Annotated in this window: 20 protein-coding genes; 7 read left to right on the plus strand and 13 right to left on the minus strand. The window is 60.6% G+C overall.

Features of this window, described 5'->3' with window-relative positions:
• Positions 1-133 precede the first annotated feature (133 nt).
• The 9 genes from purH to dsbD all read right to left on the minus strand — a co-directional run bounded on the left by purH (position 134) and on the right by dsbD (position 9,746).
• On the minus strand, positions 134-1,738 hold the full coding sequence (gene purH / locus BVH74_RS08995) for a bifunctional phosphoribosylaminoimidazolecarboxamide formyltransferase/IMP cyclohydrolase (protein WP_080049728.1): 1,605 nt from the start codon (positions 1,736-1,738) through the stop codon (positions 134-136).
• A 46-nt stretch (positions 1,739-1,784) separates the two neighbouring features.
• Positions 1,785-2,111, minus strand: coding sequence for a DNA-binding transcriptional regulator Fis (gene fis / locus BVH74_RS09000; RefSeq protein ID WP_080049729.1), 327 nt, complete (start codon positions 2,109-2,111; stop codon positions 1,785-1,787).
• A complete protein-coding gene (dusB, locus tag BVH74_RS09005; RefSeq protein ID WP_080049730.1) occupies positions 2,108-3,106 on the minus strand; it encodes a tRNA dihydrouridine synthase DusB in 999 nt (332 codons plus the stop codon). The genes fis and dusB overlap by 4 nt, the downstream gene beginning before the upstream one ends.
• A gap of 232 nt (positions 3,107-3,338) precedes the next feature.
• Positions 3,339-4,451 (minus strand): DUF3426 domain-containing protein, encoded by a 1,113-nt coding sequence (locus tag BVH74_RS09010; protein WP_080049731.1) that lies wholly within the window; start codon positions 4,449-4,451, stop codon positions 3,339-3,341.
• A gap of 55 nt (positions 4,452-4,506) precedes the next feature.
• Positions 4,507-5,394, minus strand: a complete 888-nt coding sequence (gene prmA, locus BVH74_RS09015) for a 50S ribosomal protein L11 methyltransferase (protein WP_080049732.1) — start codon at positions 5,392-5,394, stop codon at positions 4,507-4,509.
• Positions 5,395-5,495: 101 nt separating this feature from the next.
• Positions 5,496-6,839, minus strand: a complete 1,344-nt coding sequence (gene accC / locus BVH74_RS09020; RefSeq protein WP_080049733.1) for an acetyl-CoA carboxylase biotin carboxylase subunit — start codon at positions 6,837-6,839, stop codon at positions 5,496-5,498.
• A gap of 19 nt (positions 6,840-6,858) precedes the next feature.
• Positions 6,859-7,317, minus strand: coding sequence for an acetyl-CoA carboxylase biotin carboxyl carrier protein (gene accB / locus BVH74_RS09025; RefSeq protein WP_080049734.1), 459 nt, complete (start codon positions 7,315-7,317; stop codon positions 6,859-6,861).
• Positions 7,318-7,357: 40 nt separating this feature from the next.
• Positions 7,358-7,804, minus strand: a complete 447-nt coding sequence (aroQ, locus tag BVH74_RS09030) for a type II 3-dehydroquinate dehydratase (RefSeq protein WP_080049735.1) — start codon at positions 7,802-7,804, stop codon at positions 7,358-7,360.
• Positions 7,805-7,943: 139 nt separating this feature from the next.
• Complete coding sequence (gene dsbD / locus BVH74_RS09035; RefSeq protein ID WP_080049736.1) at positions 7,944-9,746, minus strand: protein-disulfide reductase DsbD; 1,803 nt, start codon at positions 9,744-9,746, stop codon at positions 7,944-7,946.
• A gap of 166 nt (positions 9,747-9,912) precedes the next feature.
• On the opposite strand from dsbD, the gene BVH74_RS09040 reads away from it, so the two are divergent.
• From BVH74_RS09040 to BVH74_RS09055, 4 genes are read left to right on the plus strand one after another with little or no spacing between them, the layout of a single operon-like run.
• The gene (locus tag BVH74_RS09040) at positions 9,913-10,905 is read left to right on the plus strand and encodes a DUF2333 family protein (RefSeq protein WP_080049737.1); all 993 of its coding nucleotides are present in this window, start codon (positions 9,913-9,915) and stop codon (positions 10,903-10,905) included.
• A 2-nt stretch (positions 10,906-10,907) separates the two neighbouring features.
• Positions 10,908-11,444, plus strand: a complete 537-nt coding sequence (gene yfcD, locus BVH74_RS09045; RefSeq protein ID WP_231705584.1) for an NUDIX hydrolase YfcD — start codon at positions 10,908-10,910, stop codon at positions 11,442-11,444.
• Between the two features lie 4 nt (positions 11,445-11,448).
• Complete coding sequence (locus tag BVH74_RS09050; RefSeq protein WP_080049739.1) at positions 11,449-11,817, plus strand: translation initiation factor Sui1; 369 nt, start codon at positions 11,449-11,451, stop codon at positions 11,815-11,817.
• Positions 11,817-13,181, plus strand: coding sequence for an MATE family efflux transporter (locus tag BVH74_RS09055; protein WP_080049740.1), 1,365 nt, complete (start codon positions 11,817-11,819; stop codon positions 13,179-13,181). The genes BVH74_RS09050 and BVH74_RS09055 overlap by 1 nt, the downstream gene beginning before the upstream one ends.
• A 31-nt stretch (positions 13,182-13,212) precedes the next feature.
• Here BVH74_RS09055 and BVH74_RS09060 read toward each other — a convergent pair whose 3' ends face one another.
• From BVH74_RS09060 to BVH74_RS09070, 3 genes are all read right to left on the minus strand, one after another.
• Positions 13,213-13,977 (minus strand): methyltransferase domain-containing protein, encoded by a 765-nt coding sequence (locus tag BVH74_RS09060; RefSeq protein ID WP_080049741.1) that lies wholly within the window; start codon positions 13,975-13,977, stop codon positions 13,213-13,215.
• Between the two features lie 444 nt (positions 13,978-14,421).
• Positions 14,422-14,949: an inorganic diphosphatase gene (gene ppa, locus BVH74_RS09065; protein WP_080049742.1), complete on the minus strand. Its 528-nt coding sequence runs from the start codon at positions 14,947-14,949 to the stop codon at positions 14,422-14,424.
• Positions 14,950-15,141: 192 nt separating this feature from the next.
• Complete coding sequence (locus BVH74_RS09070; protein ID WP_080049743.1) at positions 15,142-15,588, minus strand: GNAT family N-acetyltransferase; 447 nt, start codon at positions 15,586-15,588, stop codon at positions 15,142-15,144.
• A gap of 258 nt (positions 15,589-15,846) precedes the next feature.
• Between BVH74_RS09070 and BVH74_RS09075 the strand changes: the two genes are divergently transcribed.
• The 3 genes from BVH74_RS09075 (at position 15,847) to BVH74_RS09085 (ending at position 18,382) form a co-directional block, all read left to right on the plus strand.
• Positions 15,847-16,854, plus strand: a complete 1,008-nt coding sequence (locus BVH74_RS09075) for a methionine ABC transporter ATP-binding protein (RefSeq protein WP_080049744.1) — start codon at positions 15,847-15,849, stop codon at positions 16,852-16,854.
• Entirely contained in the window at positions 16,854-17,519 is a 666-nt protein-coding gene (locus BVH74_RS09080; RefSeq protein ID WP_080049745.1) for a methionine ABC transporter permease, read from the plus strand. Before BVH74_RS09075 ends, BVH74_RS09080 begins: the two co-directional genes overlap by 1 nt.
• Before the next feature lie 77 nt (positions 17,520-17,596).
• Positions 17,597-18,382 (plus strand): MetQ/NlpA family ABC transporter substrate-binding protein, encoded by a 786-nt coding sequence (locus BVH74_RS09085; RefSeq protein ID WP_080049746.1) that lies wholly within the window; start codon positions 17,597-17,599, stop codon positions 18,380-18,382.
• A gap of 54 nt (positions 18,383-18,436) precedes the next feature.
• Here the strand turns inward: BVH74_RS09085 and BVH74_RS09090 are convergent, their stop codons facing one another.
• Positions 18,437-19,696 carry a 6-phosphofructokinase gene (locus BVH74_RS09090; protein WP_080049747.1) on the minus strand — a complete coding sequence of 420 codons (1,260 nt, stop codon included), beginning with the start codon at positions 19,694-19,696 and terminating at the stop codon, positions 18,437-18,439.
• Positions 19,697-19,736: the final 40 nt, after the last annotated feature.

Raw genomic sequence — 19,736 nt, forward strand, 5'->3', positions numbered from 1 at the left:
ACAAGGTCGCGATCAAGCCAGTAGATGCAAGGCGCCGGTGACTTCGACAAGCGCAGTTGCCTGGAGGCAATGAGCATTGGCGAAGTCACCGGCAACGCAGCAGATGCGGCTTCAGCGCGGCCGTAACCCTTACTCAGTGGCGGAAATGCCGCATCCCGGTAAACACCATGGCCATGCCGGCTTCGTTGGCGGCGTCGATCACTTCCTGATCACGCATCGAGCCACCCGGCTGGATTACCGCGCTGATGCCGTTGGCGGCGGCGTTGTCGATGCCGTCGCGGAACGGGAAGAAGGCGTCTGAGGCCATGACCGCGCCGGCGACCTGCAGTCCGGCGTGCTCAGCCTTGATTGCAGCGATGCGCGCCGAGTTGACCCGGCTCATCTGGCCGGCGCCAACGCCGATGGTCTGGCGGTTCTTGGCGTAGACGATGGCGTTGGACTTGACGAACTTGGCCACTTTCCAGGCGAAGATCAGGTCGTGCATTTCCTGCTCGGTCGGGGCGCGCTGGGTCACCACCTTGAGGTCGGCTTCGGTGATCATGCCAATGTCGCGGCTCTGGATCAGCAAGCCGCCATTGACCCGCTTGAAGTCCCAGCCAGCGGCCCGTGCAGGGCCCCATTCACCGCATTCAAGCAGGCGCACATTGGCTTTTGCAGCTACTACTTCGCGGGCAGCAGCGGAGACTTTGGGGGCGATGATGACTTCGACGAACTGGCGCTCGACGATGGCCTGGGCGGTCTCGCCGTCCAGCTCGCGGTTAAAGGCGATGATGCCGCCGAAGGCCGACTCATTGTCGGTGTCCCAGGCCAGGTCATAGGCTTTGCGGATGCCGCCATCGGCCTCCGGCACTACAGCTACGCCGCAAGGGTTGGCATGCTTGACGATCACGCAGGCTGGTTTGCTGAAGCTCTTCACACACTCCAGTGCAGCGTCGGTATCGGCGACGTTGTTGAACGATAGTTCTTTGCCCTGTAGCTGCACGGCTGTGGCCACGCAGGCCTCGGCGGCATGCTCGACATAGAAGGCCGCGCTCTGGTGCGGGTTCTCGCCGTAGCGCATGTCCTGGGCCTTGATGAACTGGCTGTTGAAGGTGCGCGGGAAGGCGATGCGACCTTCGGTACTCAGGGTTTCGGCGCTCTGATCGATGCTACCCAGATAGTTGGCGATCATGCCGTCGTAGGCGGCGGTGTGTTCAAAGGCCTTGAGCGCCAGATCGAAACGCTGGGCATAGGTCAAACCGCCGGTCTTGAGATTATCGAGAATGCCTGCGTAGTCGATGGCGTTCACCACGATGGCGACATCCTTGTGGTTTTTGGCGGCGCTGCGGACCATGGTCGGGCCGCCGATGTCGATATTCTCAATCGCATCGGCCAGGCTGCAACCGGGCTTGGCCACGGTGGCAGCAAATGGGTACAGATTGACTACCACCATGTCGATTGGCTGAATGCCGTGCTGCTGCATGACCTCGCCGTCAATATCGCGGCGGCCGAGAATACCTCCATGGATTTTCGGGTGCAGGGTTTTTACCCGGCCGTCCATCATTTCCGGGAAGCCGGTGTAGTCGGCCACTTCAACGGCGTCGATAGCCTGTTCGCGCAGTAGCTTGAAAGTGCCGCCGGTGGACAGGATCTCCACGCCCAAGGCAGCCAGTTCACGGGCGAATTCAACGATCCCGGTCTTGTCAGACACGCTGATCAGCGCGCGACGTACCGGCAGGCGGGTGGTTTGGTCGGTCATCTTGGGTCCTGGGTTGCTTTCGGGTATTCAGGTAGGGCGCCGGTGTTTACAGCAGTCCGTATTGCTTGAGTTTCTTGCGCAGGGTGCCACGGTTCAGGCCCAGCACCTCTGAGGCGCGGGTCTGGTTGCCGTTGACATAATCCATAACGCACTCGAGCAGCGGCGCTTCGACCTCGGACAGGACCATGTCGTAAACGTCGGTTACGTCCTGGCCGTCAAGGTGGTCGAAGTAGTTGCGCAGGGCTTGTTCAACATTGTCGCGCAGGGTGCGGCTGCGTTCGTTGCTGTCGGGCCTGGTGTCAGTCAGGCCGGGTTCGCTGGTGTCGCTCACGGGGTGGGTTCCGTTGATCGTTGTAGTGTTGAGTAGAGTCATGCCGCCAGGTCTCCTTCCAACAAGCGGGTGAAAAACTGCTCGATCGCCTGGCGCTGCTCTGCTGGGTCGTCGATGCGATTGAATGCCCGGCGAAACTCCCCAGCGCCGGGTAACGTCTGCAAATACCAACCCACATGCTTGCGGGCGATCCGTACGCCCTGCTCGAAACCATAAAAGCCATGCAATGCATCGAGATGCTCAAGCAGGGTGGCATGTTGGTCAGGCAGTGGCAGTGGCGGGCGGTGACATCCATGACGCAGATAGTGATCTATTTCGGCAAAAATCCACGGGTGTCCCTGAGCTGCGCGGCCAATCATGACTGCGTCGGCTCCGGTGTGCTGCAGCACCCGTTGGGCTTTCTCTGGGGAATCAATATCGCCATTGGCGAAAACCGGGATGCTAATGGCTTGTTTGATGGCGGCGATGGTGTCGTACTCGGCCTCGCCGGTATACAGGTCGGCACGAGTGCGGCCATGCACGGCCAGAGCCTGGATGCCGCTTTGTTCGGCGATCCGGGCAATCCGTAGGCCGTTGCGGTTGTCCCGGTCCCAGCCGGTGCGGATTTTCAGGGTGACTGGAATTTGCACGGCACCGACTACGGCTTCGAGAATTTCGGCAACCAGGGTTTCATCGCGCAGTAGTGCCGAACCGGCAGCCTTATTGCAGACCTTCTTGGCAGGGCAGCCCATGTTGATATCGATGATCTGGGCGCCGAAGTCCTGATTCATGCGTGCGGCTTCGGCCATCATGCCGGGGTCGCCGCCGGCGATCTGAACTGAACGGGGCTCAGCTTCGCCACTATGGTCCAGACGCTGGCGTGATTTTCGGCTATGCCACAGTCGGGTATCGCTGGTGACCATTTCCGATACTACCAACCCCGCACCCAGGCGCCGGCACAGTTGCCGGAACGGGCGGTCGGTGACCCCGGCCATGGGGGCCAGGATAACGCGATTGGCTAGTTGGTAAGGTCCGATACTGATCACTGCATGGTCCATCCCTGTACTGTCCAGTCGGCGGTGGCACGTCTCCGAGGACGCCGGCCAGAAAGATTTCAGGGCGCTCAGAGGTTGATTGGTGTGTGAAAAGGCCGTCAATCATACCTGTAAAGAGTGACCATATAAAGACTGGGCTGGTCGATATTTGAACAGATTGACCAGCGGTTTTGAGCGGCCTGTCCGGTTGCGGGCTACCGAATCCTGGGGGCTGAGGTAAATGCCTGGCGCGGTATCAAGGGCTGTGAAAGTCGAGTTGGTAGTTGACCGCTTGCGGGCCTGGGTCAAGCATGTCGAGGGCAACATGAATCGGGGTCTGCGAGGGCATCAGGGTAACGCCGGCCAGCTCACCAGCCAGATACTCCTCCGGACGGAACCGGCGATTGGCCAGCTCCCGGCCCTGGCTGTCACTGAAGCTCATGCTCAGTACCGGGAAAGGTTGGGCGAAGCTGGCGCGGTTATACAGGATAACGTCGATGGCGACTGCTCGGGGAAACTCCGGGTGCGGGCGCACCAACAGGTTGCTGCTGCGGATCAGACTGATATCGACCCGAGCAGGCAACTCACAGCCGGTTAACAGGCAGGCCTGTTCGATCCAGGGACGGCTGCGGTCGTCATGAGCCAGAGCCTCGAAGTTGTAAGTGACGTACTGACCAAGCAGGCCGAGCAGAGCAAGGACGCAGAGAGCGGTCCACAAGCCATTGTGCCGGCGACGCCGCCGCGGGCGTGGCAGGTCGTCCAGCAGTAGCGGCTCGTCATCCAGATCGTCGAGTCCCAGGTGCTCACCAAACCGAGGTTCATTGCGCTGCTCGTCATCTTCCTCGGTTAAAGCAGAGGGTTTGTCGACAGCGGTTGTCCGCGCGTGTCCAGGGCGGAACACGCCGTGGTCATCGCGTTCAGCCACCAGTGGTTGGAAGCGCTGGCTTGCAGTCGGGGGCGAGCTGCGCTCAGAACCTGGTGCTGTGTATTCCGGCTCGAGCGTTGAAGGTGTCAGCGGCTGAGTTGGGGGCTCGGGTGCCAGTTCCGGTGGTGCCGAATGTGATGGATTGATCTCTTCGATGATTGACTCGTCGAGCCCCAGGGCTTCCAGGTCCAGTTCATCAAGCTCCAGATCATCATGGATCAACAGGCTGGTTTGTTGTGGCACTCTGGATGGTTGGGGCGGGGCGGCTGCGGGATGCTCGGGCTCGGGCGCCGGTTGAGCAGGTTCAGCTAGTACCTTGCGGGCATCGAACACTTTCAGGCAGGCGCCGCAGCGAACGTGTCCGGCGGCGGCATTGAGTTGCTCCTGAGACAGCCGGAAGCGGGTCTGACAATAGGGGCATTGTGTGACCAGCAACTCACTCATGGGGAACGGTGCGCCTTATCGGACAGGATTGGTAGCTATTGTGCCCTTAAGAGGTTCAAGCCGCCAAGTGGCGGGCTCCGCTGACACGTATCCAGCCGTCGCGTTCCGTGACCGGGTCGAGGTTGAACCAGGGGCGATAGGCCGCGAGTATCTCATCGGTCTGCTCGGCCAGGATGCCGGACAGGGCAATGCGTCCACCGGGCAGAACCAGGCTGGCTAGTTGCGGGGCCAGGCTGACCAGAGGTCCGGCTAGTATGTTGGCGACCAGTACTTCGGCTGGTTGGGACGGCATGGCTTCGGGCAGATAGAGGCTAAAGCGCTGATCGGCAATGCCATTGCGCTGGGCATTGTCGCGCGAGGCTTCCAGCGCCTGGGGGTCAATGTCGGTACCGATGGCCTGGCCGGCACCCAGTAGCAGGGCGGCGATGGCCAGAATGCCGGAGCCGCAACCGAAGTCGATCAGGGTTTTGCCGGTCAGAGGTTCGCTGTCGAGCCATTCCAGACACAAGGCCGTGGTCGGATGGGTGCCGGTGCCGAAAGCCAGTCCTGGGTCCAATAGCAGGTTGACGGCCTCAGGTTCAGGCGCCTGGTGCCAGCTTGGGACGATCCACAGCCGCTGGCCGAAGCGCATGGGCTGGAAGTTGTCCATCCAACTGCGTTCCCAGTCCTGGTCTTCAAGCTGCTCCAGGCTGTAATCGGGCAGTTGGCCGCCGCACAGCAGGGTCAGGTGGCTGATCAGTGCATCAGGGTCGGTATTGGCTTCGAACAGGGCCAGTAGGTGGGTGTTGGACCACAGCGGCGTGGTGCCCAGATCCGGCTCGAAAATCGGTTGATCTTCGGCATCCATGAAGGTCACGGATACTGCGCCGAGTTCAAGCAGGCGATCTTCCAGGTCGGAGGCCTGATCGGGAGAGATGGCAAGACGTAGTTGCAGCCAGGACATGGGCATTCCAAATAAAAGAAGCCCGGGCAGGCCCGGGCTTTGAGGCTTGTGACCGAAGACTGGAGCTGTTTGAGGTTCCTGTCTTCAGCGTTGGGCGGATTTTATTTCAAACCCAGTTTGTGTTCCAGATAGTGAATGTTCACGCCGCCCTTGCAGAACCCAGGGTCGCGGACCAGTTCACGGTGCAGCTCGGTGTTGGTCTTGATACCGTCCACCACCAACTCGTCGATGGCGTTGCGCATCCGGGCCAGAGCCTCGTCGCGGGTTGCACCATAGGTGATCAGCTTGCCAACCAGCGAGTCGTAGTTCGGCGGTACCTTGTAGCCGCTGTACAGGTGCGAGTCGACCCGCACGCCGTTGCCGCCTGGAGCATGGAAGAATGTCACGGTACCGGGGCTGGGCATGAAGGTTTTCGGGTCTTCAGCGTTGATCCGGCACTCGATGGCATGTCCAAAGACCTTTACCTGGTCCTGGGTGATGCTCAGCTTGTTGCCGGCGGCGACCAGGATCTGCTCCTTGACGATATCGATGCCGGTGACCATCTCCGAAACCGGGTGCTCGACCTGGACGCGGGTGTTCATCTCGATGAAGTAGAAGCGACCGTCTTCATAGAGGAACTCGAAGGTGCCGGCGCCACGGTAGCCAAGATCGATACAGGCCTTGACGCAGCGGGCCTGGACTTCGGCCCGGGCCTTCTCGTCGATGCCCGGGGCTGGGGCTTCCTCGATGATTTTCTGGTGTCGGCGTTGCAGCGAGCAGTCACGATCTCCCAGGTGAACGGCGTTGCCCTGGCCATCGGAAAGCACCTGGACTTCAACGTGACGCGGGTTGGTCAGGAACTTTTCCAGATAAACCATCGGGTTGCCGAAGGCGGCACCGGCTTCGGTCCGGGTCAGGCGGATCGATTTGAGCAGATCCTCTTCCTGGTGCACCACACGCATGCCGCGCCCGCCGCCGCCACCGGCGGCCTTGATGATCACCGGATAGCCGACCTGGCGACCGATTTCCAGGCAGCGCTGGTCATCGTCTTCCGGCAGCGGGCCATCAGAGCCCGGCACCGTAGGAACGCCGGCCTTCTTCATTGCTTCGATCGCCGAGACCTTGTCGCCCATCAGCCGAATCACCTCGGCGCTGGGGCCGATAAAGGTGAAGCCGGAGCGCTCAACCTGCTCGGCGAAGTCGGCACGTTCGGCCAGGAAACCATAGCCGGGGTGAATGCCGTCGGCGCCGGTGACTTCGGCGGCGCTGATGATCGCCGGGATGTTCAGGTAGGACTCGGTGGCATTGGCTGGGCCGATACAGACGGTTTCGTCGGCCAGTGCCAGGTGCATGAGTTCACGGTCAGCCGTGGAGTGCACGGCCACAGTTTTCAACCCCAGTTCCTTGCAGGCACGAATGACGCGCAGGGCAATTTCACCGCGGTTGGCAATCAGGACTTTTTGCATCGCAGCCTCCGGTTTGGGCTCAGGCGATGCTGAACAGGGGTTGATCGAATTCCACCGGCTGACCGTTATCGACCAGGATGGCCTGGATCACGCCGCTCTTGTCGGCCTCGATGTGGTTCATCATCTTCATGGCTTCAACGATACACAGGACATCGCCTGCCTTGACGGTCTGGCCAACTTCGGCGAAGGACGGTGCCGACGGTGAGGGCGAGCGATAGAAAGTGCCAACCATCGGCGAGCGAACCAGATGGCCGCTGGGCTCGGTAGCTGGGGCTTCTGCGGCCGGAGCAGCAGCGGCAGCTGGCGCTGCTGGCGCGGCGGCTACCGGGGCCGGCGGAGCGTAGAATTGCTGGGGGGCGGCAAGCTGCTTGCTGTGGCGGCTGATACGGACTGATTCCTCACCCTCGTGAATTTCCAGTTCGTCGATGCCGGACTCTTCCAGAAGTTCGATCAGTTTCTTGACTTTGCGGATATCCATTGGTGCTTGCACTCCAGAGCTGTAGGGTGGCGTAGATTGTTCAGTTACGTTGTTCAATGTTGTGTATTGCCGCTTCCAGGGCCAGTTCGTACCCTTGAGCGCCGAGCCCGCAAATCACGCCCTCGGCAACATCCGAGAAGTACGAGTGATGGCGGAACGCTTCGCGTTTATACACGTTGGATAAATGCACTTCGATGAATGGGATGCTCACAGCCAGCAATGCGTCACGTATTGCCACGCTGGTATGTGTAAAAGCAGCCGGATTGATGATGATGAAGTCGATGGCTTCATCGCGCGCGGCATGAATGCGTTCGATCAGTTCGTGTTCGGCGTTGCTTTGCAGGTTCAGCAAATGGTGGCCAAGTGCGGTGGCGCGTTCGCGCAGGCGCTGGTTGATCTGTTCCAGCGTGGTTGCGCCGTAGACGCCCGGTTCACGGGTGCCGAGCAAATTCAGGTTGGGGCCGTGCAGGACCAGAATGCTAGCCATTAGTTGTTGTTCCATGAATGGCGACAGTGGTGACCCATGGGTCAGTTATGGGCTGGAGTTTGCCGGAATCCTGGCGCGCTGTCCAGAATCAGTCGATTGCCACCAGATACCGGCATGATGCCCGCATGTACGCCGAAAATTATCCTTGTGGGATAGCACTCAGGCGGCTGGTGAAGGTCTCAAGATCGACCTCGCCCTGCAGGCGCAGGGCGCGCAGTTCCTGCCCTGCAGGGTCATAGAACAGAAACGCCGGCGGGCCGAACAGTTGCTGCTCGCTAAGCCATTGGCGCTGGTCGGCGCTGTTGCTGGTCAGATCGAGCTTGATGCGGGCAAAACCCTCCAGCTGCTGGCGCACCTGGGGTTGATTGAGGACCTGGCGTTCGATGATCTTGCAACTGATACACCAGTCGGCGTACAGCTCGATGACGGCTGGACGGTTCAGGGCTTTGGCCTGAGCCAGTTCACGAGCGATGCCGGCCTGATCATCGACCAGGGTAAAAAAACCGCTGTTATTGCTGCCGGCAGGAGCAATGCTGCCAGTCAGTGGCGCCAGTGGGCGCAGCGGGTCATTGCCGCCGGCCAGTGCACCGAATAGCGCAGCCGCAGCGTATACCGCCGCAAGCAGCGACAGGGTCTGGGCGATGCGCCCACCAGCGCCATGCGGCATGCGATCGAACAGGCCCAGACGCACCGCCAAGCCAGCGGCCAGAGCAGCCCACAACGCCAGGCTCAGAGGGCCAGGTATGACTCGCTCCAGTAGCCAGATGGCGACACCGAGCAAGCCGAAGCCAAAGATATGCTTGACCGTGACCAGCCAGGGGCCGGAGCGGGGTAGTAGGGCGCTGCCGAAAATCGCCACCAGCAGCAGCGGCAGGCCCATGCCCAGAGCCAAAGCGAACAAGCTGGCGGCGCCGCCCACGGCATCGCCGGTCGCGCTGATGTAGACCAGGGCGCCGGCCAGGGGCGCGGAGATGCATGGTGACACTACCAGGGTCGACAGCACGCCCAGCAGGGCTGCACCAGTCAGCGAGCCACCGCGGGTGCGGCTGCCCAGGCGCTCCAATGGTTCACGCACCATGGCTGGCAGGCGCAGCTCGAATACCCCGAACATGGCCAGCGCGAACAGGCTGAAGAACGCGGCGAAAGTACCCAGAACCCAGGCCGACTGCAATCGCGCCTGAATGTTCAGCGCCGCGCCGAACAGCCCGATCAGGGCGCCGATCAGGGCAAAGCTGATGGCCATGGCCAGTACATAACTGAGCGCCAGGGCACAGGCGCGAAACCGGTCGATATCCTGGCGGCCGAGCACCAGGCTGGACAGAATCGGCAGCATGGGCAGGACGCAGGGGGTGAAGGTCAGCCCCAGTCCGGCGAGGAAGAACAGCAGCAGCGCCCAGCCCAGTTGCTGGTTGTCGAGCAGGCCCTGAAAAACTCCGGAACCGGCGGCCGGCAGAGTGGGTTCTGCTCCTGCTCCAGGCAGATTCAGCAGCACGGTTTCCGGTGGGTAGCACAGGCCGGCGTCGGCGCAGCCCTGGAAGTCAACCCGCAGTTGCCGGCCCGGTTGGGTGCCGGCGCTCAGCCGCAGTTCGACCTGCAACTGGTTGTAGTAGACCTCGACATCACCAAAGAACTCGTCGGTCTTGTGCAGGCCGTCGGGCAGCAGGACCTGCTGGATCGACTGGCTGCCGCCCTGGAGCTGGAAATCCAGCCGGTGACGGTAGAGATAGTATTCGGGCGCGATTTCAAAGATGAGCACAATGCGCTCGGCGTCGGCTTCGACAATACCCGGGCGGAAAGCTTCATGGACTGGCAGAAAGTTGGCCTGACCGCCGCTGCCATCAAGCAGCCCGAGCGCGCCTGTACTGCTCTGGCTGAAGGGGTTGGCTTGGGCCAGACCGGCGAAGGTCAGCCAGCAAATCAGTAGAAGGCGTAACAACTGCATGGGGTATCCGAGTTTTGAGTTGTTGCCATCATATCGAGTTGCGCAGGCTCTGCCGAGAGGCAATCTGTCCCAGGCTGTTTCCGGGCGCAGCGGCAATGGGGTGCGGGACACGGCAGTAGGCCTTGGGAGATGATATCCTGTTGTCGGATAACAAGGGAGAGTGGCGATGAAATTTGCCAAGCGTTCCATGCAGGACGCCAATGAGCGTCTTGGAGACAGTCTGGAGTCAGCACGGGCCTGGCTGGGTGGGCCGTTGATCAGCAAGCTGCTGGGGCTCGTGGTACTGGCCTATGTACTACTGTGCCTGCTGCTGGGCTGGTATTGGAGTCGTGAGCCGGGCCTTGAGCCGCTGGTTACTGCGCGTGAGGCGCGAGTCGAGGGCGAGTTGACCGTGCAGACCTTGCAGGCGGTGATGACAACGCTGCTGGACAAACCTGGCGGATTCATCAGCAACGACATCATGCCGCCCGGATTGATGATGGACAACATGCCGAACTGGGAGTTTGGTGTGCTGGTGCAGGTGCGCGACATGACCCGGGCACTGCGCCGTGATATGGCCCGCTCGCAGTCACAATCGACTGAAGACCGTGATTTGGCGCGGGCCGAGCCGCGCTTTCATTTTGACAACAAGAGCTGGGCCATGCCCGCCAGTGAAAGTGAGTACCGTGACGGGCTGCGCGCGCTGGCCAGCTATGAACAGCGTCTGCAACAGGGCGATGCAGCCTTTTATCCCCGAGCCGACAGTCTGGCCAGTTGGCTGGGTGATGTCAGCACCCGGCTCGGTTCGCTGTCGCAGCGACTGTCGGCCAGTGTCGGTCGCGAACCTTTGAGCGATAGTGGGCGCGCGCGTGAACGTACACCCTGGACCCAAATCGACGATGTGTTTTATGAGGCGCGGGGCACCTCCTGGGCGTTGGTTCACCTGTTGCGGGCGGTGGAGCAGGACTATGCCGAGGTGCTGGGCAAAAAGAATGCCCAGGTCAGCCTGCAGCAGATCATTCGCGATCTGGAGGCGACTCAGGCGCCGCTATGGAGCCCTATGGTGCTCAACGGTAGCGGCTTCGGGGTGCTGGCCAATCATTCGCTGGTCATGGCCAATTACCTGTCGCGGGCCAATGCTGCGCTTATCGATCTGCGTCGTCTGCTGGAGCAGGGCTGAGCGTGGATAGTCGGAAAATCGATGCCTATCTGGCCCGCTCGGCGGCTGAGCAGGTGCTCAGTGTCGATGAGCAGGATCAGCCGCTGGCGCAGGTCAGTCGGGCGCAGGTTCAGAGCGAGCGACTGATTACCCGCTGTACCTACATCTTCGTGTTCAATGCGACCGGGCAGCTGTGCCTGCATCAGCGCACTCTGCACAAGCGGCTCTATCCGGGGTATTGGGATGTCGCCGCAGGCGGTCTGGTGGCTGCCGGGGAAAGTTATCTTGAGGGCGCCCGGCGCGAACTGGCTGAGGAGCTGGGGGTGGCCGGGGTCGATTTGCACAGCCATGGGCGGTTTTTCTACGATGCCCCGGAAAGTCGGTTGTGGGGTGCAGTATTCAGTTGTCGCTGGGATGGCCCGATTGAAATGCAGCCGGAAGAGGTGCTGGCGGTGCGCTGGATTGATCTGGACACAGACTGGCGCCAGGATGATGAACGTTATACCCCGGACTCGCTGCTGGCTCTGGAGCGTTGGCGGGCCGGGCAGTTGCTGGAATGAATAGATGAAAAAAGCCAAAGGACTCGAGGCCCTCGGTGGCCTGGTGTACTCAACCGATGCTGGGCGCATGTGTCCTGACTGTCGCCAACCGACCGAGCAGTGCTGCTGCGGCCAGGCCGAGATGCCCTCGGGAGATGGGGTGGTACGGGTTCGGCGCGAGACCAAGGGGCGTGGTGGCAAGACCGTGACCACAGTCAGTGGTGTCTTATTGGCTGGCGATGAGCTGAAGACACTGGCCAAGCGTCTGAAAAACCGCTGTGGCTGTGGCGGTGCAGTCAAGGATGGGGTGATCGAGATTCAGGGTGACAAGGCCGAGCTGGTCTGTGAGCTGCTGACAGCCGAAGGTTTCAAGGTCAAGCGCGCCGGAGGCTGATGAGCTTGACCTTGAGTCTGCGTAGCTGGCGCCAAGCCTGGCGCGATCGTGAAACCCAGCGCAAAGTCTGGGGGCTGGCCACGCCAATGATCCTGTCCAATATCAGCGTGCCGCTGGTGGGACTGGTCGATACTGCGGTAATCGGTCACCTGGACGGAGCCCATTACCTGGGTGGAGTGGCGGTTGGCACTGCCTTGATCACCTTTGTGCTGTGGGCAGCCGGTTTCCTGCGCATGGGCACCACCGGCTTCGCCGCCCAGGCCTGCGGCAGCGGCGATGGTGATGGTATTCGCCGGGTCTTGTTACAACCGCTGTGGCTGGCCGTACTGATCGCGCTGGCGGTGCTGGTCTTGCAGGCGCCGTTGATTGCCGCAGGCCTGTACTTTATCGACAGCTCGCCCGAGCTGCTGGAGCAAGCCCGCCTGTATGTGGAAATCCGCCTGTGGAGTCTGCCGGCGGCGCTGGCCAATTTCGTCCTGGTGGGCTGGTTTATTGGTATGCAGCGCGGTCGGGCACCGTTGTATCTGCTGCTGACCGTCAATCTGAGTAACGTGCTGCTGGACCTGCTGCTGGTAGTTGGCCTGGGTTGGGGCGTGGCTGGTGCAGCTCTGGCCACGGTGATCAGCGATTATCTGGGTTTGCTGCTGGGTTTGCTGTTGGTGCGCCAGTTGCTGGCCGAGCATCCGGGGCGACTGGACTGGCTGGCGGCGATCCGGCTACGCGGCGCGGCACCGTTGTTGCGGGTCAACCGCGACATTCTGATCCGTACCCTGGCACTGGAACTGGTGTTCTACTTGTTGGTGCTGCAGGGTGCGCGCCAGGGCGATGCGGTGGTGGCGGCCAATGCGGTGTTATTGAACTTTCTGTTGCTGACCTCCCATGGCCTGGATGGCTTGGCCCATGCGGTCGAGGCGCTGGGAGGGCGTGCTCTGGGGCAGCGCAATCGTGCGGCTTTCAAGCGGGTGCTGGTGGTGACTCTGGGCTGGTCGCTGCTGGTTGGCGTGGGCTTTGTGTTGGCTTTCAGTCTGTTTGGCCCATGGATCATCAATCGCCTGACCAATCTCGACGAGGTGCGTGCGGTGGCCCAGGCCTATTTGCCCTGGATGGCGTTGATGCCGCTGGTCGCGGTCTGGAGCTATCTGCTCGATGGGCTGTTTATTGGCGCGACTCGGGCTCGGGCGATGCGCAACAGCATGCTGCTGGCGGTATTCGGTCTGTATGTGCCGGTGGCCTGGCTGCTACGTGATAGCGGTAACCATGGCCTGTGGCTGGGCTTTCATCTGTTCATGCTGGCGCGTGGGGCCTTACTCGGTGGCTGGTTCGTCTATCTCTGGCGTCAGGATAGCTGGTTTCCCAAGTCGTAGGTGCTGTGGCCGGCGCTCACGCTGGCGGCGGTCACTGCGCCCGTAACCACCAATGCAGGTAGCGGCCCAGGTGCTGGTAAGCCGGGTGGCGGCTGTAGATCAGTTCTTCGCGTATCAGGTCTTCGCTGCTGGCCTGTTGTTGCCAGTGTGGCGGCATGTAGTCATAAAACACCCGGATACCACTAGCCTGCTGTTTGTGCAGGCCCGCCTGGCTAGCCCACTGCTGGACCTCGCGCGGGTCCAGCGGGTGTTGTGGGGTCAGGCCGCGCTGGCCGACGCCCGCCAACTGTTGGCGCTCAAGTTTGCGAAACTGGCCCTTGATCAGGTTGCGGTAGATCAGTGCGTCACGGTTGTAGAATGCCAGCGACAGGGCCCCTTGCGGGTTGAGCAGGGCACGTAGGTGGTGCAGGGCCTGATGTGGGGCGGCCAGCCATTCCAGTACGGCATGACAGATGACCAGGTCGAATGTTTGCCCCTGGGCCGGCAGTTCCTGCAGCGGCAATGGCCAGTAAGCCGTTGCGGGGGTGCCGGCCGCTTGCAGGCGTTGCTCAGCGGCTGTCAGCATTTCACTGGCGGGCTCGCTGACGGTGACCTGATGTCCCTGTGCGGCCAGCCAGGCACTGATGTGGCCAAGCCCGGCCCCTACGTCCAGAATCCGCAGGGGCCGTGCCGGCAGCTCTGCCAGCCACTCCTGCAGGTCGCGGGTCAGTACGGCCAGACGAATGGCACCCTTGGGGCCAGCATAGATTTTCTGCGCCAGATGACTGCTCAGTTGGTCAAAATAGCGGTCGTCCATGCTTGGCTCCTAAGAAAACACTGATTGATTACACGCAAGCTTAGTAGCCCGGTTGTCGCTGACCTGTTCTGGACTGTCGATGCCCTGGTCGAAAATTGCTCCTGCATTTTCGACACTTCCGCCATCCCTGGCGGTCGGACGGGCATCGTCAAGCCCCCCATGGGTGAGGCAAGCGTTTACGAAGCATGCTTCGTGCGCAGCCGAACGCCGACCGATCTGTGATCGGTTGGCCGGACCCGGAGGGGGTTCACGGCGTGTCCAGAACAGGTCCGCGACAATTGGGCTAACACCGAAACGATTTAATCAGTGTTCCTCTAGCAGGTCTGTTATTCAGGCATAAAAAAAGCCAGCTTGTGGCCGGCTTTTGGAGTGCCCTGTCCGCTAGGTTCGTTATCGCTTCAGAGCGGAGCTGAATGCAGCGGACAGGGCACTGGGGCCGAACGCTTATTTTTGATAAGCGTTCACAGCCTTAACGATTTCCGCACGGGCTTCATCAGCGTTGCCCCAACGGTCGATCTTGACCCATTTGCCGGCTTCCAGATCTTTGTAGTTCTCGAAGAAGTGCTGGATCTGCTGGATCAGCAGTTCAGGCAGGTCGGTGTATTCCTTGACGTCACGGTACAGCACGCTCAGCTTGTCGTGCGGTACGGCGACCAGCTTGGCATCACCGCCACCATCGTCGGTCATGTGCAGAACGCCTACCGGACGTGACCGGATTACCGAACCCGGTGCGACCGGGTAGGGCGTTACCACCAGCACGTCCAGCGGGTCGCCGTCATCGGCCAGGGTATTGGGGATATAACCGTAGTTGGCCGGATAGAACATCGGGGTGGCCATGAATCGATCGACGAACAGGGTGCTGCTGTCCTTGTCGATTTCATATTTGATCGGCGCGTGCTGAGCCGGGATTTCAATGGCGACGTAAATGTCGTTAGGGATGTCCTTGCCTGCGGGGATCTGGTCGTAGCTCATGGGATACCTGACTCGGGCATGTGAAATATTGGGGCGGGATTATAGGCGTTCAGGGCGGCGATACCAAGTAAAACCGGTAAAACTATGGTCGTATGGGCAAAAGTACTGGTTTGCCGCTGTGAAGGTGTCACCTGGGTAGCCATGCACGCACCTGGCGAGATACCGGCAGGTGCGTTGGCCCGCTAAGTGGCGTCAGAGTTTGAGGGCGAAGTAGTGGAAGTCAGCGTCGTCGGAAAAACCCAGGGAGCGATACAGGCTTTGAGCTGCACTGTTGTCTTCGCCAGTCATGACGGTCATACGCTGGATGCCGGCAGCCCGGGCCATCTCCTTGGCGCGGTTAATCATGCGATCAGCAACCAGTTGGCGGCGGGCCTCTTCAATCACATAGATACCCTTGAGAACCCAGCTGGGGTGCAAGGTCAGAGCCGAGAAGCTGGGGATGAACTGGGCAAAGCCCAATACCTTGCCGCTGGTTTCATCTTCTGCCAGTAGGATGATGGCCTGTTCGTTGACCAGTCGATCATGGAGAAAGCGGCGTGATGCTTCGGGCTTGGGCAACTGGCCGTAGAACTCTCGATACTTGATGAACAACGGGGTGATATCGTCGAGGCGATCCACGCCGGCCTGCACAATTCGCATACTCAATCCTCGATGCTGGTCAGATAGTGCCCGGTACTGTTGTGCCGGTCAGTACATCCTGCCCCAGACGCTGGAAATCTTCAATCGCCAACACTGACCGGGTAGTCGCGCTTGGCAACTGGTCCCGTTGTGCTGGGAGTTAGTTATCTTATCTAGCTATAATGCACGGTTTATGACGATTTTGCGGTCTGGGCTGTGGCGGGCCAAACATGCCGGCCGACAGCTTCTTATATCTGCATTCTGTTAAAAGGTTAATGCGTGATTGATTTTCACCAGGTCCACAAGGCCTATCGTGTTGCTGGGCAGTCGATCCCGGCGCTGCAGCCGACCGATCTGCAAATAGCTCGCGGAGAGGTATTCGGCATCATCGGTCATTCCGGGGCAGGCAAAAGCACCTTGCTGCGCCTGATCAACCGGCTCGAGGAGCCCTCGGGTGGACGGATCGTGATTGATGGCGAAGATGTCACCGGGCTACAGGCTACCGGGTTGCGGCGGTTTCGCCAGCAGGTCGGGATGATTTTCCAGCATTTCAATTTGCTGTCGTCCAAGACCGTGGCCGATAACGTGGCGCTGCCGCTCAGACTGGCGGGTGAATTGTCGCGCGCCGAGATCGCCCGGCGGGTCGACGAATTGCTGGCGCGGGTCGGGCTCAATGAGCACGCTAACAAGTATCCGGCGCAGTTGTCCGGCGGCCAGAAACAGCGGGTCGGAATTGCCCGGGCACTGGCTACCCGGCCGAAGATTCTGCTCTGCGACGAGGCCACCAGTGCCCTTGATCCGCAGACTACTGCGTCGGTGTTGCAGTTGCTGGCTCAGATTAATAGCGAGCTGAACCTGACGATCGTACTGATTACCCATGAGATGGATGTGATCCGTCGGGTTTGCGACCGGGTGGCGGTCATGGACGCTGGGCAGATTGTCGAGCTGGGGCCGGTAGCCGAGGTGTTCCTGCATCCGCAGCATTCGACCACCCGGCGTTTCGTACTGGAATCCGAGCAGGTTGATGAAAGCGAGCAGCGTGATGATTTTGCCCATGTCGAGGGCCGCATCCTGCGTCTGACCTTCCAGGGTGAGGCGACTTACGCACCGCTGCTTGGTAGCGTGGCGCGTGAGACCGGGGTGGATTACAGCATCCTGGCCGGGCGTATCGACCGGATCAAGCAAACCCCCTATGGCCAGTTGACGCTGGCGCTCACCGGTGGCGACATCGAGGCGGCGCTGGCCTGCTTTGCCCGGGCCGATGTGCATCTGGAGGTGCTGCGCTGATGGATGCTCTGCTGCCCAACGTCAACTGGCCGGAAATCTGGCAGGCCAGTCTCGATACCCTGAGCATGCTAGGCGGCTCAATGCTGTTTACTGTGTTGTTTGGCTTGCCGCTCGGGGTTTTGCTGTTTCTTACTGGTCCGCGCCAGATGTTCGAGCAGAAAGCCTTCTATGGTCTGCTGTCGCTGTTGGTGAATATTGTTCGTTCAGTGCCGTTCGTTATTTTGCTGATCGTTATGATTCCCTTTACCGTGGTGATCACCGGGACTTCGCTGGGGGTGGCTGGGGCTATTCCGCCACTGGTTGTGGGGGCCACGCCGTTTTTCGCCCGTCTGGTCGAGACTGCGCTGCGTGAAGTCGATCGCGGGATCATCGAGGCGACCCAGGCCATGGGGGCCACACCACGCCAGATCGTGATCAATGCGCTGCTGCCAGAGGCGTTGCCGGGTATCGTGGCGGCGACCACGGTTACCGCCATTACCCTGGTGTCCTACACCGCGATGTCCGGGCTGATCGGTGGCGGCGGACTGGGTGATTTGGCGGTGCGCTATGGTTATCAGCGCTATCAGCCGGATGTGATGGTGGTGACCGTGGTATTGCTGCTGGTGCTGGTGCAGGTGCTGCAAAGCGTTGGTGACCGGCTGGTGGTGCATTTTTCCCGTAAGTGATGTGCTGTTTAAATAGAAAACACAGGTGCAGGGTTATCCGCTGCGCACCTGAATCAAATCCCACAAGGAGCTTAATGATGAAAAAATTGCTGACTGCCTTTGCTGTCGCCGCCGGTCTTGGTGTGCTGCCGGCGCAGGCCGCCGACAAGATCAGTATCGCCGCTACGGCGGTGCCTCACGCGGAAATTCTCGAATTCGTCAAGCCGGCCCTGGCCAGTGAGGGCGTCGAGCTGGATATCCGGGTGTTCACCGATTATGTCCAGCCCAATGTGCAGGTGGCGGAGAAACGCCTGGACGCCAACTTCTTTCAGCACCAGCCCTATCTTGACGAGTTCAACAGCAGCCGCGGCACTGAACTGGTCAGCGTCGCTGGCGTGCATATTGAGCCGTTCGGTGCCTATTCACGCAAGGTCGAGAGCTTGGATGATCTGCCCAATGGCGCCAATGTGGTAATTCCCAACGATGCCACCAACGGTGGTCGGGCGCTGCTGTTACTGCAGAAGGCTGGGCTAATCGGGCTCAAGGATGCCGGCAATATCCTTTCTACCCCGCGCGACATCGCCGACAACCCCAAGCGCATCCGGGTTCGTGAACTGGAAGCAGCGACCCTGCCGAGGGTTCTGGGCCAGGTTGATCTGGCACTGATCAATACCAACTATGCGCTGGAGGCCGGGCTGAATCCGAGTGAAGATGCGTTGGTGATAGAGGGTTCCGACTCGCCCTACGTCAACATCCTGGTGACCCGCGTCGACAATGCCGACAACCCGGCGATCCAGAAGCTGGCTCAGGCGCTGCACAGTGCCGAGGTCAAGGCCTTTATTGAAGAGAAGTATCAGGGCGCCGTGGTGCCGGCTTTCGAGTGATACAAAAAAGGGCTGGTTGATACCAGCCCTTTTCGGTTCCGTCCCGTTTCGCGATCAGATCTTGAATTCCGGGAGCTTGCGCTCCACGGCCAGATTCTGCAGACGCACATAATCGGGCAGACCATTCTTGAATGGCGGGTAGTCTTCGCCCTGAATCAACGGCGACAGGTAGCGGCGGCAGGCCTCGGTGATGTGCAGGCCGTCTTCGCTGATGAACTCGCGGGGCATGAACTTCTCGACGTTGGCCACGTCCTTGAGCGGGGCTTCAATGATATCCCACTGGTAGGGCGCATCCTGCAGGCGGCGGATTGCCGGCATCACCGAGTTCTTGCCTTCCAAGGCGATGTTAACCGCTGCCTGACCTAGCGCATAGGCTTGCTCGACATCGACCTTGGAGGCAATGTGACGGGCGGCGCGCTGCAGGTAATCGGCCACGGCCCAGTGATACTTGTAACCCAGTTCATCCTTGACCAGCTTGGCGATGGTCGGCGCCACGCCGCCCAGCTGGGCATGGCCGAAAGCGTCGGTCAGGCCGGTTTCGGAGAGGAACTTGCCGTCGCTGTTCTTGATCCCTTCGGAAACGCCAATCACGCAATAGCCATAAGTCTTGACGCACTCATCGACCCGGGCCAGGAATTTGACCTGGTCAAACTGGACTTCGGGGAACAGCAGAATGTGTGGCGGTTGACCTTCACCTTCGCTGGCTAGGCCGCAGGCCGCAGTAATCCAGCCAGCGTGACGACCCATGACTTCGAGGATGAAGACCTTGGTCGAAGTGGCGCCCATCGAGGCAACGTCGAAACCGGCTTCGCGAATCGAGGTGGCGACATACTTGGCCACTGAGCCGAAGCCGGGGCAGCAGTCGGTGATCGGCAGGTCGTTGTCGACGGTCTTGGGTACATGGATGGCCTGAATCGGGTAGCCCATCTTTTCTGCCAGTTGCGAGACCTTCAGGCAGGTGTCGGCCGAGTCGCCACCGCCGTTATAGAAGAAGTAGCCGATGTTATGGGCCTTGAACACCTCGATCAGGCGCTCGTATTCGGCGCGGTTGGCTTCCAGGCTTTTCAGTTTGTAGCGGCAGGAGCCGAAGGCGCCGGAGGGGGTGTGACGCAGAGCGGCGATATTTTCGGGTGATTCCAGGCTGGTGTCGATCAGGTCTTCGGTCAGGGCGCCGATGATGCCGTTGCGCCCGGCATAGACCTTGCCAATTCGGTCCGGGTGCTGGCGAGCGGTTTCGATCACGCCAGCGGCGGAGGCGTTGATCACGGCGGTGACTCCGCCCGACTGGGCGTAGAAGGCGTTTTTGACGGTCATGCTGACTCCATGTGCTTGAATCGGGTGGCGGTTTTTTGGG

The sequence above is a fragment of the Halopseudomonas phragmitis genome (assembly GCF_002056295.1).
Lineage (GTDB): Bacteria > Pseudomonadota > Gammaproteobacteria > Pseudomonadales > Pseudomonadaceae > Halopseudomonas > Halopseudomonas phragmitis.

What these genes read in the sequence shown, in the direction of transcription:
- purH (WP_080049728.1), bottom strand. Translation starts at nt 1,738, where the DNA reads ATGACCGACCAAACCACCCGCCTGCCGGTACGTCGCGCGCTGATCAGC.
- fis (WP_080049729.1), bottom strand. Translation starts at nt 2,111, where the DNA reads ATGACTCTACTCAACACTACAACGATCAACGGAACCCACCCCGTGAGC.
- dusB (WP_080049730.1), bottom strand. Translation starts at nt 3,106, where the DNA reads ATGGACCATGCAGTGATCAGTATCGGACCTTACCAACTAGCCAATCGC.
- BVH74_RS09010 (WP_080049731.1), bottom strand. Translation starts at nt 4,451, where the DNA reads ATGAGTGAGTTGCTGGTCACACAATGCCCCTATTGTCAGACCCGCTTC.
- prmA (WP_080049732.1), bottom strand. Translation starts at nt 5,394, where the DNA reads ATGTCCTGGCTGCAACTACGTCTTGCCATCTCTCCCGATCAGGCCTCC.
- accC (WP_080049733.1), bottom strand. Translation starts at nt 6,839, where the DNA reads ATGCAAAAAGTCCTGATTGCCAACCGCGGTGAAATTGCCCTGCGCGTC.
- accB (WP_080049734.1), bottom strand. Translation starts at nt 7,317, where the DNA reads ATGGATATCCGCAAAGTCAAGAAACTGATCGAACTTCTGGAAGAGTCC.
- aroQ (WP_080049735.1), bottom strand. Translation starts at nt 7,804, where the DNA reads ATGGCTAGCATTCTGGTCCTGCACGGCCCCAACCTGAATTTGCTCGGC.
- dsbD (WP_080049736.1), bottom strand. Translation starts at nt 9,746, where the DNA reads ATGCAGTTGTTACGCCTTCTACTGATTTGCTGGCTGACCTTCGCCGGT.
- BVH74_RS09040 (WP_080049737.1), top strand. Translation starts at nt 9,913, where the DNA reads ATGAAATTTGCCAAGCGTTCCATGCAGGACGCCAATGAGCGTCTTGGA.
- BVH74_RS09050 (WP_080049739.1), top strand. Translation starts at nt 11,449, where the DNA reads ATGAAAAAAGCCAAAGGACTCGAGGCCCTCGGTGGCCTGGTGTACTCA.
- BVH74_RS09055 (WP_080049740.1), top strand. Translation starts at nt 11,817, where the DNA reads ATGAGCTTGACCTTGAGTCTGCGTAGCTGGCGCCAAGCCTGGCGCGAT.
- BVH74_RS09060 (WP_080049741.1), bottom strand. Translation starts at nt 13,977, where the DNA reads ATGGACGACCGCTATTTTGACCAACTGAGCAGTCATCTGGCGCAGAAA.
- ppa (WP_080049742.1), bottom strand. Translation starts at nt 14,949, where the DNA reads ATGAGCTACGACCAGATCCCCGCAGGCAAGGACATCCCTAACGACATT.
- BVH74_RS09070 (WP_080049743.1), bottom strand. Translation starts at nt 15,588, where the DNA reads ATGCGAATTGTGCAGGCCGGCGTGGATCGCCTCGACGATATCACCCCG.
- BVH74_RS09080 (WP_080049745.1), top strand. Translation starts at nt 16,854, where the DNA reads ATGGATGCTCTGCTGCCCAACGTCAACTGGCCGGAAATCTGGCAGGCC.
- BVH74_RS09085 (WP_080049746.1), top strand. Translation starts at nt 17,597, where the DNA reads ATGAAAAAATTGCTGACTGCCTTTGCTGTCGCCGCCGGTCTTGGTGTG.
- BVH74_RS09090 (WP_080049747.1), bottom strand. Translation starts at nt 19,696, where the DNA reads ATGACCGTCAAAAACGCCTTCTACGCCCAGTCGGGCGGAGTCACCGCC.